General features: G+C 36.5%; 27 protein-coding genes and 1 riboswitch. Of the genes, 14 read left to right on the top strand and 13 right to left on the bottom strand.

The window, feature by feature from the left end:
- Positions 1-110 precede the first annotated feature (110 nt).
- Together SB679_RS11605 and SB679_RS11610 are read left to right on the top strand one after the other, a co-directional pair.
- Positions 111-911 (top strand): hypothetical protein, encoded by an 801-nt coding sequence (locus SB679_RS11605; RefSeq protein WP_410702462.1) that lies wholly within the window; start codon positions 111-113, stop codon positions 909-911.
- Between the two features lie 52 nt (positions 912-963).
- A riboswitch (cobalamin riboswitch) is annotated at positions 964-1144 on the top strand.
- 112 nt (positions 1145-1256) lie between these two features.
- A complete protein-coding gene (locus SB679_RS11610) occupies positions 1257-1640 on the top strand; it encodes an acyl-CoA thioesterase (protein WP_027385876.1) in 384 nt (127 codons plus the stop codon).
- Positions 1641-1794: 154 nt separating this feature from the next.
- Here the strand turns inward: SB679_RS11610 and SB679_RS11615 are convergent, their stop codons facing one another.
- Both SB679_RS11615 and SB679_RS11620 read right to left on the bottom strand, forming a co-directional pair.
- The gene (locus SB679_RS11615) at positions 1795-2385 is read right to left on the bottom strand and encodes an HD domain-containing protein (RefSeq protein ID WP_410702463.1); all 591 of its coding nucleotides are present in this window, start codon (positions 2383-2385) and stop codon (positions 1795-1797) included.
- Between the two features lie 2 nt (positions 2386-2387).
- A complete protein-coding gene (locus SB679_RS11620; RefSeq protein ID WP_410702464.1) occupies positions 2388-3077 on the bottom strand; it encodes an XAC2610-related protein in 690 nt (229 codons plus the stop codon).
- 127 nt (positions 3078-3204) lie between these two features.
- Here SB679_RS11620 and SB679_RS11625 point away from each other — a divergent pair, with 127 nt between their 5' ends.
- The 6 genes from SB679_RS11625 (at position 3205) to SB679_RS11650 (ending at position 9408) form a co-directional block, all read left to right on the top strand.
- Positions 3205-4545: a cytochrome P450 gene (locus tag SB679_RS11625; RefSeq protein WP_410702465.1), complete on the top strand. Its 1341-nt coding sequence runs from the start codon at positions 3205-3207 to the stop codon at positions 4543-4545.
- Positions 4546-4754: 209 nt separating this feature from the next.
- The gene (locus SB679_RS11630; RefSeq protein ID WP_034710217.1) at positions 4755-5084 is read left to right on the top strand and encodes a PadR family transcriptional regulator; all 330 of its coding nucleotides are present in this window, start codon (positions 4755-4757) and stop codon (positions 5082-5084) included.
- Between the two features lie 10 nt (positions 5085-5094).
- Positions 5095-6816, top strand: a complete 1722-nt coding sequence (locus SB679_RS11635; protein WP_410702466.1) for a PspC domain-containing protein — start codon at positions 5095-5097, stop codon at positions 6814-6816.
- 318 nt (positions 6817-7134) lie between these two features.
- On the top strand, positions 7135-7746 hold the full coding sequence (locus tag SB679_RS11640) for a 1-acyl-sn-glycerol-3-phosphate acyltransferase (RefSeq protein WP_410702467.1): 612 nt from the start codon (positions 7135-7137) through the stop codon (positions 7744-7746).
- Between the two features lie 37 nt (positions 7747-7783).
- Positions 7784-8215 (top strand): PaaI family thioesterase, encoded by a 432-nt coding sequence (locus tag SB679_RS11645; RefSeq protein ID WP_410702468.1) that lies wholly within the window; start codon positions 7784-7786, stop codon positions 8213-8215.
- 224 nt (positions 8216-8439) lie between these two features.
- The gene (locus tag SB679_RS11650) at positions 8440-9408 is read left to right on the top strand and encodes a chorismate-binding protein (RefSeq protein ID WP_410702469.1); all 969 of its coding nucleotides are present in this window, start codon (positions 8440-8442) and stop codon (positions 9406-9408) included.
- 106 nt (positions 9409-9514) lie between these two features.
- On the opposite strand, the gene SB679_RS11655 is transcribed toward SB679_RS11650, so the two are convergent.
- The 11 genes from SB679_RS11655 to SB679_RS11705 form a co-directional block, all read right to left on the bottom strand.
- Positions 9515-9715, bottom strand: coding sequence for a hypothetical protein (locus SB679_RS11655; RefSeq protein WP_410702470.1), 201 nt, complete (start codon positions 9713-9715; stop codon positions 9515-9517).
- A gap of 5 nt (positions 9716-9720) precedes the next feature.
- Positions 9721-10323 carry a MarC family protein gene (locus SB679_RS11660; protein ID WP_034710209.1) on the bottom strand — a complete coding sequence of 201 codons (603 nt, stop codon included), beginning with the start codon at positions 10321-10323 and terminating at the stop codon, positions 9721-9723.
- A 44-nt stretch (positions 10324-10367) separates the two neighbouring features.
- Positions 10368-12104 carry a BatD family protein gene (locus SB679_RS11665; RefSeq protein ID WP_410702471.1) on the bottom strand — a complete coding sequence of 579 codons (1737 nt, stop codon included), beginning with the start codon at positions 12102-12104 and terminating at the stop codon, positions 10368-10370.
- Positions 12104-12850, bottom strand: coding sequence for a tetratricopeptide repeat protein (locus tag SB679_RS11670; RefSeq protein WP_410702473.1), 747 nt, complete (start codon positions 12848-12850; stop codon positions 12104-12106). The genes SB679_RS11665 and SB679_RS11670 overlap by 1 nt, the downstream gene beginning before the upstream one ends.
- A 100-nt stretch (positions 12851-12950) precedes the next feature.
- Complete coding sequence (locus tag SB679_RS11675) at positions 12951-13958, bottom strand: vWA domain-containing protein (protein ID WP_410702474.1); 1008 nt, start codon at positions 13956-13958, stop codon at positions 12951-12953.
- Positions 13958-14956, bottom strand: a complete 999-nt coding sequence (locus SB679_RS11680; RefSeq protein WP_410702475.1) for a VWA domain-containing protein — start codon at positions 14954-14956, stop codon at positions 13958-13960. Before SB679_RS11680 ends, SB679_RS11675 begins: the two co-directional genes overlap by 1 nt.
- A complete protein-coding gene (locus tag SB679_RS11685; RefSeq protein WP_410702477.1) occupies positions 14949-15845 on the bottom strand; it encodes a BatD family protein in 897 nt (298 codons plus the stop codon). Before SB679_RS11685 ends, SB679_RS11680 begins: the two co-directional genes overlap by 8 nt.
- A 61-nt stretch (positions 15846-15906) precedes the next feature.
- Positions 15907-16770: a DUF58 domain-containing protein gene (locus tag SB679_RS11690; protein ID WP_410702479.1), complete on the bottom strand. Its 864-nt coding sequence runs from the start codon at positions 16768-16770 to the stop codon at positions 15907-15909.
- A 53-nt stretch (positions 16771-16823) separates the two neighbouring features.
- A complete protein-coding gene (locus SB679_RS11695) occupies positions 16824-17282 on the bottom strand; it encodes a GNAT family N-acetyltransferase (RefSeq protein WP_410702480.1) in 459 nt (152 codons plus the stop codon).
- Positions 17282-18286 carry an AAA family ATPase gene (locus SB679_RS11700; RefSeq protein WP_034710200.1) on the bottom strand — a complete coding sequence of 335 codons (1005 nt, stop codon included), beginning with the start codon at positions 18284-18286 and terminating at the stop codon, positions 17282-17284. Before SB679_RS11700 ends, SB679_RS11695 begins: the two co-directional genes overlap by 1 nt.
- 242 nt (positions 18287-18528) lie before the next feature.
- A complete protein-coding gene (locus tag SB679_RS11705; protein WP_410702481.1) occupies positions 18529-19824 on the bottom strand; it encodes a hypothetical protein in 1296 nt (431 codons plus the stop codon).
- A 136-nt stretch (positions 19825-19960) separates the two neighbouring features.
- Here SB679_RS11705 and SB679_RS11710 point away from each other — a divergent pair, with 136 nt between their 5' ends.
- From SB679_RS11710 to SB679_RS11735, 6 genes are all read left to right on the top strand, one after another.
- Positions 19961-21298 carry a peptide-N-glycosidase F-related protein gene (locus SB679_RS11710; protein WP_410702482.1) on the top strand — a complete coding sequence of 446 codons (1338 nt, stop codon included), beginning with the start codon at positions 19961-19963 and terminating at the stop codon, positions 21296-21298.
- Positions 21299-21665: 367 nt separating this feature from the next.
- Complete coding sequence (locus SB679_RS11715; protein ID WP_034710198.1) at positions 21666-22136, top strand: DinB family protein; 471 nt, start codon at positions 21666-21668, stop codon at positions 22134-22136.
- 7 nt (positions 22137-22143) lie between these two features.
- Entirely contained in the window at positions 22144-22707 is a 564-nt protein-coding gene (locus SB679_RS11720; protein ID WP_410702483.1) for a hypothetical protein, read from the top strand.
- 24 nt (positions 22708-22731) lie between these two features.
- Positions 22732-23493: a 23S rRNA (guanosine(2251)-2'-O)-methyltransferase RlmB gene (gene rlmB, locus SB679_RS11725; protein WP_410702484.1), complete on the top strand. Its 762-nt coding sequence runs from the start codon at positions 22732-22734 to the stop codon at positions 23491-23493.
- 135 nt (positions 23494-23628) lie between these two features.
- Complete coding sequence (locus SB679_RS11730) at positions 23629-24678, top strand: DUF6263 family protein (protein ID WP_410702485.1); 1050 nt, start codon at positions 23629-23631, stop codon at positions 24676-24678.
- Between the two features lie 25 nt (positions 24679-24703).
- Complete coding sequence (locus tag SB679_RS11735) at positions 24704-24931, top strand: hypothetical protein (protein WP_410702486.1); 228 nt, start codon at positions 24704-24706, stop codon at positions 24929-24931.
- Positions 24932-24961: the final 30 nt, after the last annotated feature.

Consider the following 24961-nt stretch of genomic DNA (forward strand, 5'->3'; position numbering starts at 1 on the left):
ATTATTCTTCTAGATTTCAGATCAGCTTTTCAGATATGGCATTATAATTATGATTTAGATACTTACCGAAAAGCATTTAATTTATATATTTGAAGAGTCAAAAATTTTTCATGATGATTTCTGTAAACAAAGTATTCTGCCTATCTATTTTCAGTGTTTTTTCTTTGGCTTCTGTCAAAGGTCAGCAAAAAGTTCCTTTTGGAGTAGTAAAAGCTGAAGAAGGATATGCCAACGTACGTGTTCATAAAGATAACTACAGAAAGATTGTAGACAAGATCCGTATGCGTAAAGGGGATGTTTTTGTATATGTAAAACCGGCCCCGGGAGAAACGGAATGGATATGGATCAAATATCCTGAAAAACAGGATGCCGACAAACCTTTTGTACGGTATGAAGATCTTGACAAAGAAGGTATGGTGAATAAAGAACGTATTGCTTTTATAGACCAGCTGCCTCAATACACTCCTTCCAAATCCAAAAACGGAAGATCACTCATTTTTGTAGATAACAGCAATCCGAAAATACCGGCCGCCCAAAGAAGTAAAGTGGTTATCGATGTCTATCCTTCGAATGCCGGCTACCGTAAACAGGAGAAAGATGCCAACGGAAATATTCTTACGATCGATAAAATAAAGCCATGGGGAATCAGTAATGAACTGCCTGAAGGAATGACTGAGATCAAATCAATCAGAGTTCAGCAGCCGGGCAGAGGTTCTGTTTTTGTAAGGGAAGCGATCAAAAATATGTTTATGCCAACCATGGATTTCAATAATGTCGGAGTAACTGCACTGGACAACGACCATATCTTCCTATACATGATTAATGGAACCGGAGAAAACAGGTATACTTCACTTTGGACCATCAAAGAAGGAAGGGTCATCAGCCAGATTATTTATAAAAGTCCGGAATAATACTTCGTTATATTCTTATTATTCTTATTTTTGCCACTGAAAAGCATCATGCTTATTCATCATAGAAATGGGTTCTGCTTAACCGCTGATTAAAAGGGAACTGTGTGAAAATCACGGACTGTCGCGCAACTGTAAGTAACTAAAGTCTTGATCAAAAAATCCACTGTGCAAGCCATGGGAAGGAGATCAGGATGTTACAAGTCAGGAGACCTGCCTCTTTCGTTATACAAGAAACTTTCGCGGTTTGAAGTTTATTGGTCTGATGGATGGTTCAGGGATTTTATTATTCCTGTCTATATTCTGTTTGTCCCAATACTGCTCATTCCGCATTAATTAATAATGAATATGACTACAGAAGAAAGAATTGAAGCATCCGAAACCAGAATTTTTAAAGCGGTTTTCCCTAACACTACGAATCATTACGATACCCTTTTTGGAGGTACTGCCATGCAGCTGATGGATGAAGTAGCTTTCATCACCGCAACCCGTTTCGCAAGAAAAAGAGTGGTAACGGTAAGCAGCGATAAAATAGATTTTAAAAAACCTATTCCTGCAGGAACTATTGTGGAACTGATCGGAAAGGTTTCCCACGTAGGAAAAACGAGTATGAAAGTAAATGTTGAAATCTACACCGAACAGATGTACTCTTATGAAAGAGAAAAGGCCATTGTAGGAGATTTTACTTTTGTGGCAATTGATGAATTTAAAAAACCTATTCAAATCTTGTAAGGATTTATTTAACAATACTTTACAATCCTTTAGTCACTGTAAAATACTATATAAACCTGTATGAAAGTGCACTCTAAAAAAATTCTAAGTATTGAATCAGTTTCGGCGGCCTTTGGCCGCCGAAACTGATTCATAGAATAAAAAATTCGTATAATTATTTCAATACCTTTTCAGTATCCAAGCTTTTGATCAACAATAACTGAAAAGCCTCTCCCATTTCATCAGAAGCTCTGGTAATGGCATTTTCAAGCATATTTCGGATCTGATTTTCGGTTACTTTAGCTTCGGTCCAGCTTTTCCCGGAAGTATGGGAATTCAGGATAAAAGGCATAATTCGGTCTATGGCACAGGCAAAAATAGCATCCGGAGTTTCCTCTTCTTCAAATTCAAGCCATAAATTAAAAAACTCTGAACGTAAAGGTTCATCCAGAATCCCGAAAATATTTTGTGCTGATTGTTTCTCTCTTTCAAACTTACCAATCATCGCTTTTTCATCAAAAAGGAAGGTATCTCCTGCTTCGATCTCCACAAGATCATGAATGGAAAGCATACGTATCACTCTCAACAAATCAATATCCGCCCTGTTTTTCGCATAAGGAAAAAGGATCTGCGCCAGGATAATAATCTGCCATGAATGTTCAGCCGTATTTTCCCTTCTTGAATCATCGGCATTGTAATTTCTTCTTTGTACATTTTTTAAAGCATCGACTGCTAAAATAAAATCAATCTCTTTCTGTATCTTCATTGTTACTCTTTATAATATTCTTTTATTGGATATTTTGTGGATTTGGCAACCCATTTATTATTTTTCAATTCCCTTTTTGTCACTTTTACGGTTTCATCGCCTCCCATTGCATCTTCTTCTAATTCATACACTTTTACCAATCCTTTTTTAGGAACAACAGCATATTCTGTGGTGAGATGCCAGCAGCAGCCGGATTTTGCATAAGTAACAATGCGTTTTCGTTCAGAATCCGTTTGAAACATTCCAAGATTTTCATAGGCAAGGCTTGTAAGCTCTTCACTCATTACAAATCGTTTCTTAGTAGAATTAAATACATATACATCATAGGAAGGACCGCCATAGCTGCTTTCATTTCCATTTCTGATCGCAATATCTTCCGTTCCATCAAAATTAAAGTCATTAAAAATCAATGGACTTTGTTCATCATACAGCTGAATAATATTAACCGTGGGCTTTTGATCTTCTTTCAGATAAAAATTCAGATCTTCAGAAGTCAAAGTCTGAAATATATTGGAAGTTTTTTTATCCCGTAAATCAATAACTGCCTTACCGCTGCATTCATCCTTTTCACAGTTTTGAACATCTATGGAAACATCATAATTTCTTGAAGCATCTTTCAGTTCAAAATGATTCTGACCCCAAACAATGGTTCCCAAAAGCATAAATGGTAATAAAAATCTGTAATTCATCATAGGTGTATTTTTAATCGATATTCGTTTAATCGGGTTCTCTAACTCAATATTATTACAAAAATAAGGGTTTTGATTTCAAAATAATTTATATAAAAGATTAATTGTATTTTTAATAGAAATATACAAGATGAATTCAAAATTTAATTATCCCCCAGAAATTAGAGGGAAAAGGAAGTTATACTCCTTATTTAAAGGACTCAATCACCCGCTAGAAGTAATCAGTGGAAACCATCAATCTTTGGGTGATAACTATCACATCAAAGCAAGTTTTACCAACAAAAATTTTATTTTTTCCCAGGATAAAGAATTTGTTGAATATATCTTAAAACAGAATCACAAAAATTATTATAAATCTGAAATACAGTCCATCACTTTAAGAAAATACTTAGGAAATGGCTTATTAACGAACAATGGAAAAGACTGGCTGCAACAAAGAAGACTGATTCAGCCTGGATTCAGTAAGGTAAAAATCGCCAATCTTGTTTCTATTATGGAAGAAGAGATTGATACTTCTCTAGAATTATTCAAAACTGAATCGGATATAGATCTGTACCATTTTTTTCATGCTCTTGCCTTTAACATTGTTGCTAAAACCCTTTTCAGTTCCGATGTTGACGAAAATACCGTGGTCCAATTAAGTAAAATCATCACAGAAATTCAGGAAGTTTTCACCAAAGAAGTTCGTTTACCTTTTTACACGAGTATATTAAACACTTTTGGTGTAATTGATAAAAACATTGAAAAAAGTAAAACAGCAAAAGCAATTATTCAACGTATTTTAGATAAAAGAAGGACTTCGAAGGAGGAAAAAAATGATTTGCTGGATATGCTTATTCAAACGAGATACGAAGACACGCAGCTTCCCATGTCTGATGAACAGCTCGTTGATGAAATGCTCATTCTTTTTATTGCCGGTCATGAAACAACGGCTAATGCTTTGAGCTTTATTTTCTTTGAAATCAGTCAAAATCCAAAAGCTGAGGAAAAATTAAAAAAGGAAATAGAAAATGAAGGAGAAATGGTTTTTACTTCAGAAAGTTTAATGAAGAAATCATTTACCGTCAATGTAATCAAAGAAGGCATGCGCCTCCACTCTCCGGCCTGGGCAATCGATCGGGAAGCGTTAGAAGATGATCGTTTTAAAGAATATTCGTGGCCAAAGGGTACGTTGGTCATCCTTTATATCAGCGGTCTTCATAGAAATCCAAAATATTGGGAACATCCGGACTCATTCATTCCTGAACGTTTTGATGATGAGAATGCTAAAAACTTTGCCTATTATCCTTTTGGAGCCGGCCCCCGGCTTTGCATCGGTGAGCATTTTGCAATAATGGAAATGGCACTTATCATTCGCAAATTCTATCAAAAATTTACATTTATATCGGATCAGAAAGAAGTAAAAGAAAAAGCTCTTGTTACATTAAGACCTATCAGTTTAAAAGGTAAAATTATTAGCATTTTGCCTTAATTCTTTAAAATATTCCCTTGTAAAAAATTAACATTAAAAAAAATATAACTGGTTTTCAATGAGTTATATTTTTTATTTATAAATTTACACTACTTTGTATTGCATAATACCATTTTAATTACATATCTTTGTAATGTAAAATAAGAAAAGGCTCAACTAGCTAGGGGCATAATTCTTAAAAATACACTAATCAACAAAACTTATAAAAGATGAATACTGAAAATACCAAAGCGCAAATGCGAAAAGGAATTCTGGAATTCTGTATTTTAAGTCTCATAAATAACCGTGAAATGTATGTTTCCGATTTAATAGATGAACTGAAAAAAGGAAAACTGGATGTAGTGGAAGGAACCCTCTACCCTCTTTTAACCAGATTAAAAAACGGGGAGTTTCTTTCTTACAGATGGGAAGAATCTACAGGAGGACCACCCAGAAAATATTACCAAATAACAGAAAAAGGCAAGTTGTTTTTGGACGAACTTCAAAATACCTGGAAAGAATTAACAGATTCTGTCAACCAAATCACTCAAAAAATTTAAAAACAAAGCTATGAACAAGACACTCTCAATAGGACTCGCAGGTTTTTCTTTTACCATAGAAGAACACGCATATATAAAGCTCAGCGATTATCTGAATGCACTGAGAAGCTCTCTAGATGCTTCTGAAGCAGATGAGGTAATGCATGACATAGAAATAAGAATGGTTGAAATCTTCAGAGATTCTTTAGGAAAACGTGAGGTAGTGAATGATTCAGACGTAGAAAGAGTTATTGCACAAATCGGAACTCCTGAAAAAATTGAAGAACAGGAAGAAGCATATTACTCTGAAAAGAATACCAAAAGCAATACTAACAGCCAGGGAACGGCATACAGCGATAAAAAGCAGTTATTCCGTGATCCTGAAAGACAGAAAATTGCAGGGGTTTGTGCAGGTTTAGCCCATTATGTAGGAATGGATATTACCGCTATGAGAGCCATCTGGCTAGGGGTTTTCGTATTAGGAATCTTTACAGCGGCTATCTCCTCTTCATTAATTGCTTTACTTTACGTTATTCTCTGGATCGTATTGCCAAAAGCAGAAACGGCTGCAGATTACCTGAAAATGAAGGGAAAGCCTATGAACTTCGATAATTTGAAAGATGAGTCTAATAAACTGGTTCAGTTTGCCAACGAATCTACTCAGAGAGTCGGAGAAATTTATAACGAAAATAAGCCTTACATCAACAATGCAGGAAGCGGCATCTGGAATATCATTAAATATGTCGTAGGAGGATTATTTGCCTTAATGGCTTTAGGAAGTATTGTAGGAACGTTTTTCATCGTTGGACTTTTCGGAATGGACAATGATTTTCCGGGAGCTAATCAGATTCGTTTTTATTTCGACGACAATGGAATGGATAAAGTGTTAACAGCTATGATGATTATTGGAAGTTTAATTCCTGTTATTCTATTCAGTTTGTTGAGCATCAAAATATTCTCACCAAAAACTAAACTTAGAAATATTGGCTGGGTATTGGGAGCATTATTACTTGCTTTAATTGCCTTAGGTTCTTTCTTCGGATTAAATATGGCAAAAAAGGAAATGTTCCTGAAAGGCCACAAGGAAGATACCGAAGAGATTGCAATCAACACTACTTCCGACAGTTTATATGTTGATGTAAAACAGATCGCTATACCACAAAACTTTGTAGGCTATGAAGACGATTTGTATTCAGATAAACAATCTGTTTTTGAAAGAGATTACATCTATATGGAAGTTACCAGAAAGGCTAATATTAAAACACCTTACCTGGTTATTAAAAAGGATGCAAAAGGATATAACATGCCTCTTCAAATTAATGTACCGGTAGAAATCTCAGGGAATAAAATCATACTGCCTAATTATGTAAAATATCCTTACGCTCACAGATTCAGAGATTACAGTGTAAATTATGAGCTTGTAGTTCCTCAAAACACAGTAGTAGTTCCAATGAAAAGAGATGCTATCAGTTTTGACGGAGACCTGAACGGAGACGGTCTGGATGATGATGATCAGGAAAAAGATGATCAGGGGAACATCAGAATCGAAAAGAATAAAATTTCTGTTAACGGTTCTACTATTGAATACAATAATGATGATAAAGACAGCATCATCATCAATGGAAAAAAAGTTCCTAGCTCACAAGCTGATCAGGTAATTGATTCTATGAAATCCAATATCAAGAAATTGAAAAAGGACGTAGACATCAAAATCAAAGAAGGAAAAAACGAAATTTCCATAAAAACTAAATAACGAACTGCAGAGAGTGGCAGAAGGTGTGGATGGAGGACAACCGTTTGAAATTCACACTCTTCTTCTCTCAGAACAGAACAAAAACATGAATATTTTGTTTAGTATGTTAAAAAATTATCATACCTTCGTATAATTATTATTTTAATAACCAAATCAATAAAAAAACACCTCAACCATGGTACAAGTTGCACTAGAAATTGTAATGAAGATCGCAGATTTAATCAGCGGTTTGTTTTAAGAGCGATAATATTTCAATATATTTGTAAAGTATAACCAGATTGGTTATGCTTTTTTTTATTTTAAATTCAAAAGAGATCTATGAAAAAACTAATAGGCAAGCTGGTGCTGAAAATGATAGGTTGGAAGGTCGTTTTACAAGGCGATGTCAACAGTCTGAACCGATGTATTCTTGTGGTAGCACCGCATACGCATAATATGGAATACATATTAGGAAATTTAGCCTACTGGTCTTTGGAGAAACCCTTAAAAATCATCATTAAAGATGCACATACTAAAGCCTGGTACGGCAGCGTAGTAAGAGGTTTAGGAGGAATAGGAATCGACAGAAGCCAGAAAAATGATCTCGTTAACTTCGTTGCTCAGCAATTTGCTAAGGAAGATTTCAGTTTGGTAATCACACCCGAAGGTACCAGAAGCTGGGTTCCGAAGTGGAGAAAAGGATTTTATCATATGGCTTTAGCCGCAAAAGTACCTATTGTACTGGCTGCCGGAGATTTTAAAAGAAATATAGTGTATTTAGGATATACGATTCCTTACGAAAGAATTGCCTCTGTTCCTTTTGTTGAAATTATGAAAGAAATCGAAGACTACTATATCAAAAATGATATTGGTCCAAAAATTCCTGCCAACTGGAATCCAAACATTATGGGAACAGGAAATGACAACGAGCAATTAGAAACTAGAAGCTAGATTAATCATTACTTATAATTAATTATCACTGATACAGATGAAAGACCAGACTAAAGAAGAACTCCTTATATTTTTGAACAACTGGGGAGAAGACATAACACTAGCGAAAACACTCGAAATAGAATTTATCGACATCGATACCGAAAATGAAACCCTTACAGCGACCATGCCTGTACAGCCAAAGGTTCATCAGCCTTTCGGAATTCTGCATGGAGGTGCAAGCTGTGTCCTCGCAGAAACTCTGGGTTCAAGCCTGTCTAATATCTTCATTGACGGAACTAAATATTACGGCGTTGGAACCAACATCAATTCCAATCACCTGAGAAGTAAAAAAGACGGAATCGTAACGGCTACAGCACGTTTCATCAGAAAAGGAAAAACCATGCACGTTTCTGAAATTGAAATCCGTGACGAAAAAGGAATCCTGATCAATCATACTACAATGACCAACAATATCATCAATAGATAGGTCAGTGATCATAAAAATAATAAAAAGACTCAATTTTTTTGAGTCTTTTTTTATGGGACTTATTCGCTCTAAAATAAGTTTACACAAAAAGAGAATATTTCATTAAAAAACAGCTCATTTGATTTTGACATTTTTAAGACTAGTAATACCTTTGCTAAAAGGAAAATCGATAGGGAAATTTCCTCTATTATTTCCAGCTAAAGATTTCCACAAAGTATCTACTCATGATTTATTTCAAACTTCCTTTCAACGAAAAACTATATTCAACCGATCAGAAACCAGGAACAGATCATGTGAATTTTCATTCATTTGACGGACTGAGGCAGCTTAGTTTTGAAGGAGATATTATTGAAGCAGATCCCGCCCAGTTTGAACAGGTCATCATTACGAATGAATCGGTTCAGAAGGACGACAGTCGTTTTAATCCGGAATCAAAAGATGAATATCTTCAGACTTTGTACGAAGTCATTGAAGTGATCAAAGAAAATGAGCTTCCCAAAATAGTTCTCTCCAGAAGAAAAATTTTCAAAGATTTTGATCATATCGATTATAAGGAAAGTTTCAACAATATGTGCCAGACTTACCCTAATGCATTCAGATATCTGTTTAATGATGGGGAAAACGCCTGGATGGGTGCCTTTTCTGAGGTGTTGGGGAAATTCAATAAGATTACCCATGAGTTCGAAACCATGAGTCTTGCGGGTACGCTGCCGGTCTCAGAAGATTGGTCAGCAAAAGAAATTGAGGAACAGAAACCCGTTTCCTCTTACATCCGGAACATTCTGGAAGAATATGCAGAAAACATAGAAGTATCAGAAACCTACGACCACATTTCAGGAAATATCAAACACCTTCGAACCGATTTCAAAGCAACTATTGAACCGGAAGATCTGGATATCATTATTCATGAACTGCATCCTACTCCGGCTGTATGCGGTATTCCTAAAGACTTCTGCAAAAAAAACATACAGCAGTTTGAAAAATTTCCGCGTGAATTCTATGCCGGATATATCAAAATTGAAACTGATGACACCGTACAGTATTTTGTGAATCTCCGTTGCGCTAAATTACATCAGGATTCCGTTCATGTATTTGTTGGAGGTGGTATCACAGCACAAAGCAATCCGGAAAAGGAATGGACAGAAACTGAGCTTAAATCTGAAGCAGTATTAAAGAATCTGGTTATTTCCTAAACTCTGTCTAAGTTGAATCTTTTTTGCAAAAAAGATGATATGTATAAAACAAAACCTCTTTCAAATAATTTGAAAGAGGTTTTTATATAGGAGTATTCTATTAAAATTATTTTTTCACCTTCACTCCGATCTGGCTCCATGTATGCAGTACATACAGTAAAATAAGACCGATAACCGCTGAAGCAATTGAAAAAACAAATTTCAGATTGTCTTCAGATAAAAGATCTGTGCTCCAGTCTAGTGCATACACATTAATTGCGATAAAAACGACAAAAACTACTAAAAATACTTTATAAAACTTCTGCATGATTCTTAAAAATTAATATAATTCTGCACCAATTGTGCAAAGTTTGCGGTAAATAATTTAATGGAAATCGCCAAAAGAATAATTCCGAAAACTTTCTGAAGGATTGACAAAGTTGCCTCTCCCATTTTATTCTCCAGCCATTTCGCTGATTTCAGCACCAAATATACGAAAATTGTATTGAGAATAATCCCAAAAATAATATTAATGTCATGGAATTCAGCTCTAAGGGATAAAGTTGTGGTTAAAGTTCCTGCTCCTGCAACCAACGGAAATGCAATAGGAACAATGGAAGCCGCCTTTGCTTCAGTGGTTTTGTTGATTTCTATTCCCAGGATCATTTCCAGTGCTATGATAAAAATCACAAAAGCCCCGGCAATAGCAAAGGAATTTACATCCACACCGATCAGCTTAAGGATCTTATTTCCTACAAATAAGAAAACAATCATGATGGCTCCTGCTGTTATTGATGCTCTACCCGCTTCGATCTGCCCGAATTTTTGCTGTAAACTTACTACAATGGGAACAGAGCCGATAATATCGATAACGGCGAAAAGAACCATAAAAGAGGTCATCACTTCTTTAATAGAAAAATCATTGAAAACTTCCATCTCTTCGTTTTTAAATATTTCGCAAAAATATGAAAAAAAATTGATTATTTGCTAATTTGAGAATAGAAATTAACAACTGCTTTTAAAAGCTCATCCATTGATTCTGAAGATTGTACCGGAGAATACTTTATAAGCTGAATTCTTTGTAATAAGCTTTTGTATTCATCAGCAATAGAAGCACTTTTATGACTTTCCAAATAGGCTGTAAAATCTTCTGAAGAAGTCTGAAAATACTGTTTTCTCATATCAAGATCCAGCTCATCCAGGGTTTCAAAAAACTTTTGATAATCTCGGTTATCTTTAAGATTTTCTAAATAACTGAAATAATCGTTAACATCCGTTGTAAGCTTTTCTCTAATTTCTTTTTCTGTTTCAGCAACAGAACCAAGAGATTTAGGCTCTACACTTTCTTTAACTAAGGTACGCTTTTTTTGCCATGTCTTAAATAAAAGATAGGCAATGAACAATCCTAAAAGAATAAAGATATTGGTTAACAGGATATTCCAGTGGAATCTGCTTTTTTCTTTTACTTTCAGTGATGTAGTCTTCAAAACAGGAGTATCCACCGTTTCTAAAAAGCTATTTGTGTATTCATTTACTTTTTCAACCGTTGAACGTGATTCCAAAATCTGCTCATGAGAAAATGCATTTAGTGCCAGGGTTTCCTGACCAAGGTCTACATATTCTTTACTGGCAGGATTAAAAAAGGCAAACTGTTCTGTTTTAATGGAAATCGCTCCTGCCTTTTTAGGAATCACTACATAATTTGCTGAAATTTCTCCTTTGATTCCTGTTGTTCCCGGACTCACTGTGGAAGTGATTTTAGGGGCAAAAACATCATAATCCGGAGATGCCGCAATTTTCGGAAGTTCCATGTCTGACAGGTTTCCTTCGCCGGAAACTTTAATCACCACATTCAGAGGTTTCTTGATCTCAACTTTTTCTTTGGAAGCATTATACACACTCACATTAAAATTCCCGACCGCATTTTTAAAGCCTTCGGGAGATCCTTCCGGAAGTTTTCTAACATTAAGCTTTACTTTATTGGAAACAATTTTATTTTTATTGGCAAATGAACTTACTGAAGCTGATACAGAGGGAACCTCAACATATCCTGCTTCATTAGGAAATACCATGAATACAGCTAACACCTGGGAAGGCATATTTCCGTACCCGGACGGATCGATTTCAGACTTAACAAAGCTCACCGGATGTACATTGATATTGTCCTGTTCCGGAAGACGGATATTTTTCACCTTCCTTAAATTGTCCATATTTTTAGAATAGACTCTCAGAACGGCAATGGTAGGCTGATCCTGGTAGACATCCCTATCCTCGATCTCCATATTCAGATAGACATCATTCAATGTATTACTGGCGATGGGTTTCTTTTCTACATCCTTGATAAGTACATCAAAAGGTTCTGTTTTATAGATCTTATTATTGATGGTAACCAATACGGATCCTATTTTTATTTTCCCTTTTTTCTTGGGTTCAAGGGCAATTCTGGAAATCTTCTGGGTAATAAGGGTATTGGTCGCCGGATCAATGAATGTATTGGTTACAGATCCGCTTCCAATGATATTGAATTTTGACAAATCCGGAAGCTGTAAACCAGTCTGCTGTACAAGGTCACTTCCGTTAAGTTCTAAGATAATGGTAAGATTCACCGGTTCTTTTCCGCTGTAATCATTTTTATCAGCTTCAAGAGACAGATTTACCTGTCCGTAAGAAATTACGGATGCGAGGATAAATAATATGTAAATAAATCTGTTCTGCATTACCAATCCTTCTCGTTGCTTTCAGGCATCGAATAAGAATTTTTGTTTAAAATTCTTCTGGCAGTCTCTTTTTCTTTTTCGTTTACTTTATCTAGAATTGCATTTTCAAGATTTTTCGGCATTTTACCTTCTTCATTCTGGTTTGGCTTAGGAGTATTCCCCTGATCGCTTTTCCCTTCATTCTGCTGGCCATTTCCCTGATCCTGCTTTTGATCTTTTTTATCACCTTTCTGGTCATCTTTATTCTGATCATTACCGCCGCCACCTTTTCCTGAATTGTTTTGCTTATCGCTTTTTTGCTGCTGCTTTTCTTTTTCTTTCAGCTTGGCAATCTCATAATTCTTTCTTGTAGCCTCATTGTAAGGATTCTGCTTGAGGGCCTGTTTATAATAATCTGCCGCTTTTTCGGGCTGATTCATCTGCATGTATGTATTGCCTAAATTATGAAGTGCTGCCGTTTTATCCGGAAGGGTCTGAGAAAGTTTCTGTGCTTTATCAAACTCTGCCTTTGCTTCTTCATACTTTTTATTTTTATATAGTGCATTCCCTAAATTATAGTGTGCTGTAAAATCTTTTTCATTAGTTTTTATAGCTTCCATATACTTTGAAGAGGCACCATCATAATTTTTACCATCAAATTTTTGATTGCCTTCATGTACCAAAGTCCGATAATTTTCCTGCCCAAACAAAATGCCTGAGAATGAGAAAGCAATAATAAACGATAAAAATAAAATTTTAGTATTCATCAAGTGCAAAATTATTCCTTTATATGTTAATAAACAGACTTGTATTTGTTAAAGTTCGGTTAAAGTATCGATTCAAATTTTTGAAAAATAAGACCGGAAGTTACACATTAAAGTCTCTTTTGGGATTTAAGATAAAAATCAAAAAGAAAAAGAAGATAGATACTCCCAGAAAGTACTGATAATAGTGATTGGCGTTTTGTGACTCTACCAATGTTTCAGAGGAAGACGATTTTCTGTTAACCGCATCAATAATCTTATTGGGCGCTTCATTCACATTGTTGCCATCGATATATTCTCCTCCGGTGGATCCTGCCATTTTCTTAAGCGCTTCCGTCTGTCTTTTAGAGATCACTGTTTCTCCGTTCCTATCGGTTTTATAACCCATGAGCTGTCCGTAGACATATTCGGGAACGGGAGCCCCTTCATCAGAGCCTATTCCAACTGAATTAATGGTTATTCCTTCTTTATTGGCCAATCGGATTGCTGCATTGTCATTTCCTTCGTTATCTTCTCCGTCACTTAACAGCACCACTTTTCTTGATCCTTTATCTACATTTTTAAATTTCTCTACAGCCGCCTGCATTCCTTTGAGGAAATCCGTTCCCTGAATCTGCATAGAATTGGTTTCCACTGCGCTTACATAAGTTTCTGCAGAACTGTAATCTGTAGTTAAGGGCATAATAGAAGTAGCCTGTCCCGCAAAAATTACAATTCCGATTTTGTCATTCTTCATTTTCTGCATCGTATTGATCATGACATTTTTTGCTTCCAAAAGACGGCTTGGATCAATATCTTCCGCATTCATAGAATTGGAGACATCGAGCATGAAAATAACATTATTCAATCTTTGCTTGGTTTTCACTTCTTCTGAACCGCTTAACAGATCAATAATTGAAAATATTAAGAATAGCGTTGCAAGAAGATATAAAGCCGGAAAAAACTTCGTAAATCCTGATTTTTTTTCAAATAAGCTTTCATGAAACTGGCTGTCTGCAAAAATCTCCCTTTTCCTGTTTTTCCATTTCAGGAAACGGACCAAAAGAAATCCTAACAGCGGCAGAAGCAACAGTAACAATACATACCAGTAATTTCCTAGAGACCAATTCATCAGCTTAAAAATTTATAAAACACCCATCTTAATATTGCGTCGAAAAGCAGCATTCCTAATGCTATCCAAAGGAAAATTTTAAAATATTCATCATAGTTATAAAGCTTAGAAACCTTTACATCTGATTTTTCCAATTGATTGATCTCGTCATATACTTCTTCCAAGCTGCTGTTAGAAGTCGCTCTGAAATACTTTCCACCGGTAGTCTGTGCAATTTCACGCAGTGTATTTTCATCAATCGTTACTTCACTTTCCGTAAAGATAAGGTCTCCAAAAATATCCTGTTGCGTAGGCATCAGCGCATATCCATTGGTTCCGATTCCTATCGCATAGACTTTAATATCATTATTTTTTGCAAGTTCTGCAGCAATCTGAGGAGGGATCGCATTCTGAATATTGCTTACTCCATCCGTCATTAAGATCACCACCTTGCTTTTTGCTTTACTTTTAATCAAGTGGTTCACAGCTACAGAAAGTCCTTCTCCAATTGCTGTACCGGGCTCAAGACCTGCTGAATTGAGGTTTTTAATTTCATCAATAACTACCTGGTGATCTGAGGTAACGGGTACTTTGGTAAATGCTTCTGCGGCATAAGCAACAACTCCTATCCTGTCATTGGGACGTTTCTGTACAAATTTCACCGCAATATCCTTCAATGCGGTAATACGGTCCGGCGTAAGATCCTTGGCAAGCATACTGAGGGAAACGTCTATCGACAGCATAATGTCAACACCTTTGGTATCGTCTCTGTTCTGGGAAATGGTAAAAGTTCTTGGTCTCGCCATAGCGATAATAAGAGCCGAAAGAATAATATACTTGGATACCTTCAACAGGATAAGCACCGCCTGAATACCTCCACTTCCCTCCATATTCTGTACGGTGGGAACTTTTATGCCTTTCTTCTTCTGTTTTCCTGCATCTTTAATGAAGAGCGGAATAAACAGCAGGAAAAGCAGTAAAAACCAGGGGCTGTAAAATTCAAAATCAAAATCAAGCATCCTTTCTTAAGTTTTCGAATTCCAAATCTTTTGATGAACGCTTTACAAACTCACGGATATCTGTAAAGTCTTTCTCCATAGCGGATTGATCCGGGAAACTTTTGGCAAATTTCACCAAATCTCCTCTTAAAAATACATCCTCTACTATTTTTTCGTTTTCCTGAGAAATCGTATTATTTTTTTTCATTAAGTGAATCAGATCATCGGTAAGGAGAACATCGGCAGGCAGCTGATATTGCTTACTGATGAATTTTCTGGAAATATCGATCAATTCAACATAGAACGAACGGTAATCTCCTCCTTCGATGTATTTTTTCTTTTTTAAAGAATCCAATTCTTTTAAAGTCTGGTTGGTGGCAATAACAGGGTCGCTTTTTGATTTTCTTCCCCATTTTACAAACATGATAATCGCAATAATTAACGCAATCAGTGATAATGCTGCTAAAACATACCATTTGTACAGTTCCCAGTAATCTTTTGCTTCAAGCTTTACCTGTTTATTATTCATGATATCATTAATCTGATCTGCCTTTTGAGCGGTATTAATGACCTCAATTTCATAGGGAATTGTCTTTAAAATCTTGCCTCCAACATTGAATTCCAGCTCCGGAATGGTGAATTTCCCTTCATCATACACGGAAAACTCAATCTTCCTTTCGTACGTGATGTAATTTTCCCCGATGCTGTCTTTTACTTCTTCAAAATGAAAAGGCAGCAACTCATTTTTGGGTGCTGAAGTAACCGGTCGCCTGTCGAGATTATCAATCCTTATAATGAGATGATTCATCTCTCCCAAAGCAATCGTATTCTTCTCCAGTTGTGAAGAAAGTATCTGTGAAAATGCATTAGCACAGATAAAAAAAGACAGTATTAAAAGTATTTTTTTCAATTTCAAACAATAATAATTTTTGGCTGACGCCTGTTTGTATACGGATGACCGCTGTTATCAATTATTTCTTCTGAAAATAATTATAGAGCAGTTTGGAATAATCCTCACCGGTATTCACATTCATAAAACTTGCCGAACTGTTGGCAAAATCTTCTTCCAACGTTCTTACTTTCTGCTTCTGGGCCTCTGCAAAAGTATACCTCCATCTTGCATTGGATGTATTGGCCCAAACCTGTTTTCCAGTTTCCGCATCATAAAGAAGAGCATATCCCACATCAGGAATCTCATTATCTTTTTCATCATAAATCCTCATTCCCAGCATCTGGTGCTTTTTTGAAGCAACACGGAGTATTTTGGAATCATAGGCATCTTCAAAATCTGAAAGAAGAAAAACCAGTGATTTCCTTTTGAAAACTCCCATCATATATTCCAGTGCTTTGTCAATTTGAGAAACGGCCGGAACATAATCCGCCGTTAAAATATTGCTGATGATCGAAAGAATATGTTTTCTTCCTTTTTGCGGTGGAATCACTTTATATACTTTATCAGCAAATAAAATCAATCCCACTTTATCATTATTCCCCGCTGCTGAAAAACCTAAACTCGCTGCAATTTCTGCAACATATTCTCTTTTCAGCTGGTTTTTTGTGCCATAATCCATCGAAGCTGAAATATCCACCAGGATCATCATCGTCAGCTCCCTCTCCTCCTCCATTACTTTTACAAACGGTTCCCTAAAGCGGGCTGTTTTGTTCCAGTCGATCCTTCTGATCTCGTCGCCAAACTGGTAAGGCCGCACTTCCGAAAAAGTCATTCCCTGTCCTTTAAAAGCACTGTGATATTGTCCCATCAGAGAAGCTTCCGTCTTCTTACGAGTCCGGATTTCTATCTGCTTTACTTTTTTTACAATATCTTTAATCTGCATTGTTGGTTGACAGTTGTTGGTTGTTAGTTTTTGGCTCTTGCCTTTTAGTTATTTTACTCTTTAAATTCAATCGATACATTAAACCATTCATCATCGAATTTTGGACTGTATTTTCTGTAAAAATTAATCGCGGGCTCATTCCAGTTCAATACCTGAAAAACCATTCCGCTGTATTGGTTTGATTTGCCATATTCCAGGGTCGCATCAAATAAATTCTTACCGATCTGCTTTCCTCTCAGTCTTTCTGTTACAACCAGATCCTCCAGATACAATCGTCTTCCTTTCCATGTTGAATACCGGTCATAATACAATGAAATCCCTACAATTTCTCCATCAAATTCTGCTACAAATGCTCCCCAAACGGGTGATGTACCAAAGCCGTCTTCAATAAATTCACCTAGTGTTAAAGTAACTTCATGCAACGCTTTTTCATATTCAGCCAATTCTTTGATTAGCGCCAACATTGGGGCACAATCATTTTCAACTGCTTTTCTGATGGTAACTTCACTCATTATGGTGCCTGAATTTTTGCTAAAATCCTGTTGACGATTTCCTCTGTTGTAATTTCTTCTGCTTCTGCCTCGAATGTTAAACCTATTCTGTGTCTTAACACATCTTTAGCCAACTCTTTTACATCTTCAGGCACAACAAATGCTCTTCCTCTTAAAAAGGCGTACGCTCTTGAAGCAATCGCTAAGTTGATGGATGCTCTCGGAGAAGCTCCGAAACTGATATAGTTTTTAAGCTCAGAAAGTCCGTAGTTTTCAGGGTAACGGGTGGCAAAAACCATATCCAGAATATATTTTTCAATCTTTTCATCCAGATAAATCTGGTTGATCAGCTCTTTTGCTTCTACAATATCCTTAAGGGTAATCACAGGATTGATCACCGGTTGATGGGACGTGGAAACCATTCTCATGACGGTTCTCTCATCTTCAAATTTCGGGTAATCGATCGTACATTTCAGCATGAAACGGTCACTCTGAGCTTCAGGCAGAAGATAAGTTCCTTCCTGATCGATCGGGTTCTGTGTTGCCAGCACCAAAAAGGGTTTAGGAAGCTTCATCGTCTCGTCCCCAATGGTCACCTGCTTTTCCTGCATCACCTCTAGCAATGCTGACTGTACTTTTGCTGGAGCACGGTTAATCTCATCTGCAAGAACAAAGTTCGCAAATACGGGTCCTTTTTTTATGGAAAAATCATTGTCTTTGATATTGAAGATCATGGTTCCCACTACATCAGCAGGAAGAAGATCCGGTGTAAACTGAATCCTCGAAAAATCACCATGAACAGCTTCTGCCAATGTTTTTATGGCCAATGTTTTAGCCAATCCGGGAACTCCTTCCAGGAGAACGTGGCCGTTACCCAAAAGACCTACCAAAAGGCGGTCGATCATGTACTCCTGACCTATAATAACCTTGTTGATTTCCTGTCTAAGAAGAGAAAACAAGTAATTCTTTTCCTTTACTTTCTCCGTTAGTTGACGAATGTCTTCTGCTTGATATGTATCTGGCATAGCTTAATTTAAAATAATTGGTAAATTTCTAATAAATACTTGCATTAGTCAACACAATTAATGCCATTTTTGAGTTAAAGTTTGTTAAATATTCCGGTATTGGCGACATATACAGCCTTACTTCCTAATTGGTAAAATCAATTGGGGCTGCAAAAGGGATAGTGCAGATTTTTTATTAATAGTACATTGCATCAGTATTATGTACACTGAGAAATTATATATCAAAATTTGAAACCGAGGTATTACAGTTTAGTGATGGTAATGGTAAATGTATCTTCCGGCATATCTTGCGTTTCTTCATAGGAGCCTACATTCACAAAATAATCAATTCCTGCGGTAGTTGTAATGGTCATTGTTTCTGCAGTAGCAGCACCTCCGCTATCTGCTGTACCCACACATACCAGATTATTACACGCTCCGCTATATATGTCTAACTGGGGGTCAAAAGCACTTCCTGCAAGCATCGTTATTTTAACGGTATACTGACCGCCATCTCCAGCGAATTTAAACCAGGTTCCATCATTCATTGCATCAGGACATGCATTAATAAATCCATTGTTGTTGGTCGCTGATATTGCATCACTCTGGGTATAGGTATAAGGAAAAACCGATGCTACTAATGCACCGGAACATGCATCATTTACTGGCACAGGAGGAATCGTCTTAAAAACGACCTCTGCACAGCCTGAAGATTGAGCATTTCCTGAAACGGCAGCTACTCTTAAATAGTAATTGGTATTGGGAGCAAGAACTGCTGATGGAGAAAAATCAGTAGCCGTTACTGTTTGCTGATTGATAATATCAGAACTTCCTGGACTCGTTCCCAATGAAATTTTGTAAGAATCTGCCCCGGAAACAGGAACCCATTTAATATTCGGAGATAAAGAAACGAATTGGGTACTGTTTAATGGATAAAGGAGTAAAGGACATGAAGGAGTAGCACTGGCTGTTAATCCTGAAAATGTAATTGCCGATTTGTAGTCAGCTCTTATTCCTCCGGGAGGAGTGGCTGGATCAACGACCGCACGGTCTCCTTTATAATACAGCGTTGAATTCGGAGTATACGAATATACGTGAAATGCTTCATCAAAGTTATTAATATCAATACTTGAAGAATTTTCTTTTGCAGCAACAACTAAGTTATCCGTATTATTATAAACAAACGGTGTGGTAAAAGTAAGTTCCACCCGATTGTTATTTTTAGTCACACTTCCTGCATATACCTGAGTCAGCTGAGAAACAGGAATCCAATCCGCACCGGATGTAAAAGCCGTCTTTGAAGTATGCCCCAGATAAACGGTCCAGTCTGAAGAATCTCCAATAGTAGATGACGGATCTGTATAAAATACAAGACCTGTGATATTTCCTGCTGCATTGGCATTTATTTCCTGCTTAGGATATAGCTGCTGCACATAGGAATACGAAAAAAAACTACTTACGGGTGCTGTACCGACATTTGTGCTTCCAATGTTTAAATTGATTTGGGCATTAAACATTGATGCCGCCGATAACAAAGATAAAAGTAAAATTTTTTTCATCTACTGATAAATTAATGTTGAACAATGGGCTAATTTAATGATAAATTTTTAATATTTCAATTAAATGTGATTTTTTAAAGAGATACGCTAATACTTTAGACTTATATTTAATATATTTGTGAGAAATACCGATCATATGTATAGAAAGCTATTTTTTCTGAGTCTTTTTTTTGCCGGCCTTTCCCATTCACAAACCACATCAAGGATGGATGTGATTTCACAGGCTACTTATTATGACGGCTATGCAGCCACGGTATCCAATCCTGTCCCTACGGGCCTTATCAGGCTATCTAATGCCAGATATGCCAGGAAACTTACCGACGCCGAACTTGATTCTTTTAAAGCAAAAATCGCCATGAGGGTAACAATAGGTGCCCTTTGTGATAACTATGATCGTCTGGGAAGTATCTATCTGGCCATGGTTCCTAAAAACCAGCCCACCTATACCATCGATGACACTGCCGTAAAAAGAATTGAAATAGGCCGGTACATTACTCCGTTTATGAATAAAAACCGTTCTCCACTGGAGGTTCCGTATACCTATAATTTAAGTAATCTGTATAATGTATTTCATGATATAGCGTTACGCAATACGTATGATCTTTATATGGAACTGGATGTTTTCGGTGTTCCATATGCTGCCCAAACTGAAGTGGCAGGATGCTCTGGCAGGAACGATGTTTTTTCCGGAACACTGACTTTTTTTTCAACAGATACGGGAGCCACGTCTACCGATTATAATCAACTTCTTCCTTTATTAAGCAACAACAGACTTAATAACTACAACAGCACTGATGTTGCCGGAGAAACTGTGAGAATTGTCAATTTCAACTTATCAAACCCTGTTACCAATGCACGCTTTTTCGTGATTTCTACTCCGCATGGTGCCAATAGCGGTGGTGAAGAATATGTAAGAAGACAGAATTACACCTATATGGATAACGTACAGGTTCTTACCTACACTCCAGGTGGAACTTCATGTGAGCCTTACAGAATATACAATACGCAGGGTAACGGAATCTATGGTGCAGTTCCAAAAACATTTGATGACTGGACTTCATGGAATAACTGGTGCCCGGGGAATGCTGTTCCGATCAGAGGATTTACCTTACCTACTATGACCGCCGGAAATCATACCCTGAAACATACTATTCCAACCGCTGTTTTTAACCAACAGCAGGGAGATGTCTATTTATCCGTTTATATGCAGGGTAAAGGCAGCACCGCTCTGGATGTGAAGGATATTAAGACGATAGACGTCAGCATTTACCCTAACCCAACCTCTGATTTCGTTACGATAAAATCAAAAGTAGATGTCATGTCACTGGCAGTTTTCAGCGTTGACGGGAAAAAATTATCGGAAAATTATAAAGAAAACAGGATTGACCTTTCCGCATATCCAACAGGAGTTTATTTTGTAACGATTGCCTTGAAGGACGGAACCACTTTTAACCATAAGATTATTAAAAAATAAAGAAAATACATGAGTTAAACTTTAGTAGCAGTTTGACAATATTGAAACTATGCTCTCCCAGCATTTACATTTAAAAATATAAATAAACCTCCTCTTGAATTTTCATAGGAGGTTTTTTATATGATCAACTCTGTATTTGAAAATCTTAACGTACTACCAGCAAAAATCTGTAAATACTGTGAATAAGCATGATTGCTAAAAGCTTACAGGGGGATAGGAAAAAGAAATTCCATTTCTGAAAAATTGGTTGCCTGCACAACATATTCCCTTTGCAGAAAACCGGAAATAATTTTTCACCTTAATTTTTCAATCAAAAATTGTCATTTCCAGTTTATTAAACTATTTTTGGTGATTAAAATTTTGTAAAATGAATTATCATTTTCAAGCCCACAGACAGGTAAGAAGAAACCTGCTGGATATCCTTCAGAACACTTCTCATGAAGATCTGCTGCTGATTCCAGACGGCTTCAACAATAATATGTATTGGAATATTGCCCATACAGTTGCTACTCAGCAATTGCTGCACTATTACCTAAGCGGCAATCCCTTCAGAATTGATAAATACTGGATTGAAACCTATAAAAAAGGTACCATGCCTAACTTAAATGTTCAAAAATCTGAAGTGGAAGATCTTGAATTTCTTTTAACGGAAACTTCAAAGACCTTAATGAAAGATTATGACAGCGACTTCTTTTCAGATTACACCCCGTACACCACCAGTTTTGGGATGGATCTTAAAAGCATTCAGGATGCTATTATCTTTAACAACATGCATGAAAGCCTGCATTATGGATATGCTATGGCACAAAAAAGAGCAATTTTAGGAGAAAAATATTAAAAAGTTAATGATGAAAAGTTCTTTTTTACAGTTCTTTCTTTTAGGCTTACTCCTATTGAACTCTGCAAGTTGTAACTCTAAAAATGACACTGCCAAACCATCTACTACAGACAGCCCTTCACAGAAACCAGTAAGTGAAAAACCAAAAATTCTTCAAGCAGAAACCAAAAAAACTGATAATTTTGCAGAAATTTTCCAGTCTCTCCCAAAGGAATGGATAATGCTTACACAAGAAAATGAAAAATATATTATATATATTCCATGCGATTATCAAAACCAAAGCATAGTTTTGAACAAGAATGGAAAATATACATTAGAACATGCAATTGGACAGGACGCCTACTATTTTGAGATTAAAGACATTAAAAAACAAGGAAATAGATACACGTTTGAGTTGTATGAGGAAAACGCAGAAAAGCAAAATATACAATATACTTTAGATATAAAAGACAATAACCAGGCAATCTGGGGCGTTTATGACGGAGAAAGAAAAATAACCAATATTCTGACCACCGATGCTCGTTTTGAAAGCAGATACAAAACAGTAGAAGAACCACCTTGCCTTGAATAAGTTTAACAATAGAAAAAATAAATTTTGACAAACGACAACAAAAAAGACGATTTTATTTTCGGACTTCGTCCCGTGATAGAAGCTATTGAAGCAGGAAAAACAATTGACAAAATCTTTGTACAAAACGCGTTACAGGGTGAGATTTATGCAGAACTGAAAACGAGTTTATCAAAACATAAAATACGTCCTAACTACGTCCCAGTTGAAAAACTAAACCGTTTTACAAGAAAAAACCACCAAGGGGTGGTGGCTTTTATTTCAGAGGTTCCGTTTCATAAAGTGGAGGATATTGTTCCTCAACTGTTTGAGCAGGGGAAAACGCCATTTCTATTAATTTTGGACAGACTTACCGATGTAAGAAATTTCGGAGCAATATGCAGAACGGCAGAATGTGTTGGAGTAGATGCCATCATTATTCCTGAAAAAGGAGGTTCTCCTATTAATTCTGATGCTATAAAAACTTCTGCAGGAGCTATTTACAATATCAAAATCTGTAAAGAAGCTAATCTTGCCCACACGGTAGATTTTCTTCAGCAAAGCGGCATTTCCGTATTTGCAGCCACTGAAAAGGCACAAAAATTGATTTATGACGTGAGTTTCACAGAACCTTGCGCTATTGTAATGGGTAATGAGGAAACCGGTATTTCTAAAGAAGTACTTCATCATGCAGACGAAAAAATAAAATTACCTATTGAAGGAAAAACGCAGTCATTAAACGTTTCTGTAGCATGTGGTGCCATTTTATATGAGGCAATGAGACAGAAAATCACAGCAGTTCCTTCTTAAAATATAATATAACTGTTTTATTTTCTGCCTTATGCTATTCCTAACAAGGATAATAATGAAGAAGACTACAAAGGAAACCGTAAGATATCGCAGAAAGTATAGTAAAAATAGTCGTAAAAATTAAAAAAAAATCAAATGAAAAACATAGCAGCATTAATGCTTATATCATCTATTGCACTGGTGTCTTGTAAAAAAGAAACAAAGACCATCACTAAAGTAGATCCTAAAACAGGAAAAACCGTAACAGTAGAAGTTCCGGCTGATTCTGTAGCTAAAGTAGCAGAAAACCCGGCTATCAAAGACTCGTTGGGAATTTATACACAAACATTCAAACTTGAAAAAGGAAAAACATATCCGTTAACCACCTACCAGAGAGATACGAAGACGATGACGGATCCTCAGGGAAAAACAATCAACGGAACCAGCGAGGCTACCGATGAGATGAATTTCACGGTGGATGACATCAAAGGAAACGTATACGACCTTACCCTTAATCTTGTTGGAAAAAGAAATTCTCAGACCGCTCAGGGAAAAACGGTTATCGTAGATACCAAACTTCCTATCCCGAAAGAAGATGATCTTAAAATGATCTGGAACATCAACAAAGCTCTTACCGGGAACAAACTTAATATGAAAATGGATACGAAAGGAAATGTAATTTCTATTACAGGTTTCGACGCCATTTATGCTAAGGTTTCCAAAGCGGTAGGAACTCTTGTGAAGGAAGCTAACCAAAAAGAAAGTGTGGTAGCAAGCCTTAAAGAAAGTTTCAATGAAAAAGTGTTGAAAGACCAATTTTCTAAAAACCTTACGATTATCCCTAAAAAAGGAGCTAAAATAGGCGAAAAATGGACAAATACTGAAAATGCAGACCCAACAGGAAGCATTAAAGTAACGTCAAACTATGTGTTGAAAAGCGTAGGAAACGGTGTAGCGGAAATCTCTGTAACCGGAGGGATCCCTAAGAAAACCGAAAAGAAAGCACAAGGCCCGATTACCCACAGCATGAGCAGCGAGCTTGTTCAGAACGGGACTGTGAAGTTTGATCAAAATACAGGATGGATCACCAATCAGAATATCACCGTAAAAACCACACAAATTGAAAGCATTTCGGACGGAAAACAAACTCAGTCTATGAAAAGCGTTTCAAACTCTTCTGTTATGGTAAACCCTTCTGCAAAATAATGTTGAAGTTTTAAAGTAAAAAATTATGAAGTACATTCTTGAACTGGTACTCTCTGCTATTATTATTTTCTTTGTCTGGAATATTCTTAAAAGAATTTTCTTCAAGACATTTTACAGTTATCGATTCAACAATAACAGTAATAACAAGCAGCAGGATCTCCACAACTCGAATAAGACTACCAAGCCGAACCTGAAATGGGACGCAGAAACGGTAGACTATGAGGAAGTAAAAGAAAGTAAAGACAAAAGGTAAAACACCCAGAAATAAAAGATAATAACCAGC

It is taken from the genome of Chryseobacterium sp. SIMBA_029 (assembly GCF_046535275.1).
GTDB lineage: Bacteria > Bacteroidota > Bacteroidia > Flavobacteriales > Weeksellaceae > Chryseobacterium.

Excerpts from the sequence above, each read along its gene's own strand:
- SB679_RS11700 (WP_034710200.1), bottom strand. The coding sequence starts at position 18,286 with ATGCCAGATACATATCAAGCAGAAGACATTCGTCAACTAACGGAGAAA.
- SB679_RS11710 (WP_410702482.1), top strand. The coding sequence starts at position 19,961 with ATGTATAGAAAGCTATTTTTTCTGAGTCTTTTTTTTGCCGGCCTTTCC.
- SB679_RS11605 (WP_410702462.1), top strand. The coding sequence starts at position 111 with ATGATGATTTCTGTAAACAAAGTATTCTGCCTATCTATTTTCAGTGTT.
- SB679_RS11680 (WP_410702475.1), bottom strand. The coding sequence starts at position 14,956 with ATGCTTGATTTTGATTTTGAATTTTACAGCCCCTGGTTTTTACTGCTT.
- SB679_RS11645 (WP_410702468.1), top strand. The coding sequence starts at position 7,784 with ATGAAAGACCAGACTAAAGAAGAACTCCTTATATTTTTGAACAACTGG.
- SB679_RS11655 (WP_410702470.1), bottom strand. The coding sequence starts at position 9,715 with ATGCAGAAGTTTTATAAAGTATTTTTAGTAGTTTTTGTCGTTTTTATC.
- SB679_RS11625 (WP_410702465.1), top strand. The coding sequence starts at position 3,205 with ATGAATTCAAAATTTAATTATCCCCCAGAAATTAGAGGGAAAAGGAAG.
- SB679_RS11715 (WP_034710198.1), top strand. The coding sequence starts at position 21,666 with ATGAATTATCATTTTCAAGCCCACAGACAGGTAAGAAGAAACCTGCTG.
- SB679_RS11635 (WP_410702466.1), top strand. The coding sequence starts at position 5,095 with ATGAACAAGACACTCTCAATAGGACTCGCAGGTTTTTCTTTTACCATA.
- SB679_RS11650 (WP_410702469.1), top strand. The coding sequence starts at position 8,440 with ATGATTTATTTCAAACTTCCTTTCAACGAAAAACTATATTCAACCGAT.
- SB679_RS11620 (WP_410702464.1), bottom strand. The coding sequence starts at position 3,077 with ATGATGAATTACAGATTTTTATTACCATTTATGCTTTTGGGAACCATT.
- SB679_RS11640 (WP_410702467.1), top strand. The coding sequence starts at position 7,135 with ATGAAAAAACTAATAGGCAAGCTGGTGCTGAAAATGATAGGTTGGAAG.
- SB679_RS11665 (WP_410702471.1), bottom strand. The coding sequence starts at position 12,104 with ATGCAGAACAGATTTATTTACATATTATTTATCCTCGCATCCGTAATT.
- SB679_RS11660 (WP_034710209.1), bottom strand. The coding sequence starts at position 10,323 with ATGGAAGTTTTCAATGATTTTTCTATTAAAGAAGTGATGACCTCTTTT.
- SB679_RS11675 (WP_410702474.1), bottom strand. The coding sequence starts at position 13,958 with ATGAATTGGTCTCTAGGAAATTACTGGTATGTATTGTTACTGTTGCTT.
- SB679_RS11610 (WP_027385876.1), top strand. The coding sequence starts at position 1,257 with ATGACTACAGAAGAAAGAATTGAAGCATCCGAAACCAGAATTTTTAAA.
- SB679_RS11720 (WP_410702483.1), top strand. The coding sequence starts at position 22,144 with ATGATGAAAAGTTCTTTTTTACAGTTCTTTCTTTTAGGCTTACTCCTA.
- SB679_RS11670 (WP_410702473.1), bottom strand. The coding sequence starts at position 12,850 with ATGAATACTAAAATTTTATTTTTATCGTTTATTATTGCTTTCTCATTC.
- SB679_RS11730 (WP_410702485.1), top strand. The coding sequence starts at position 23,629 with ATGAAAAACATAGCAGCATTAATGCTTATATCATCTATTGCACTGGTG.
- SB679_RS11695 (WP_410702480.1), bottom strand. The coding sequence starts at position 17,282 with ATGAGTGAAGTTACCATCAGAAAAGCAGTTGAAAATGATTGTGCCCCA.
- SB679_RS11705 (WP_410702481.1), bottom strand. The coding sequence starts at position 19,824 with ATGAAAAAAATTTTACTTTTATCTTTGTTATCGGCGGCATCAATGTTT.
- SB679_RS11735 (WP_410702486.1), top strand. The coding sequence starts at position 24,704 with ATGAAGTACATTCTTGAACTGGTACTCTCTGCTATTATTATTTTCTTT.
- SB679_RS11615 (WP_410702463.1), bottom strand. The coding sequence starts at position 2,385 with ATGAAGATACAGAAAGAGATTGATTTTATTTTAGCAGTCGATGCTTTA.
- SB679_RS11630 (WP_034710217.1), top strand. The coding sequence starts at position 4,755 with ATGAATACTGAAAATACCAAAGCGCAAATGCGAAAAGGAATTCTGGAA.
- SB679_RS11690 (WP_410702479.1), bottom strand. The coding sequence starts at position 16,770 with ATGCAGATTAAAGATATTGTAAAAAAAGTAAAGCAGATAGAAATCCGG.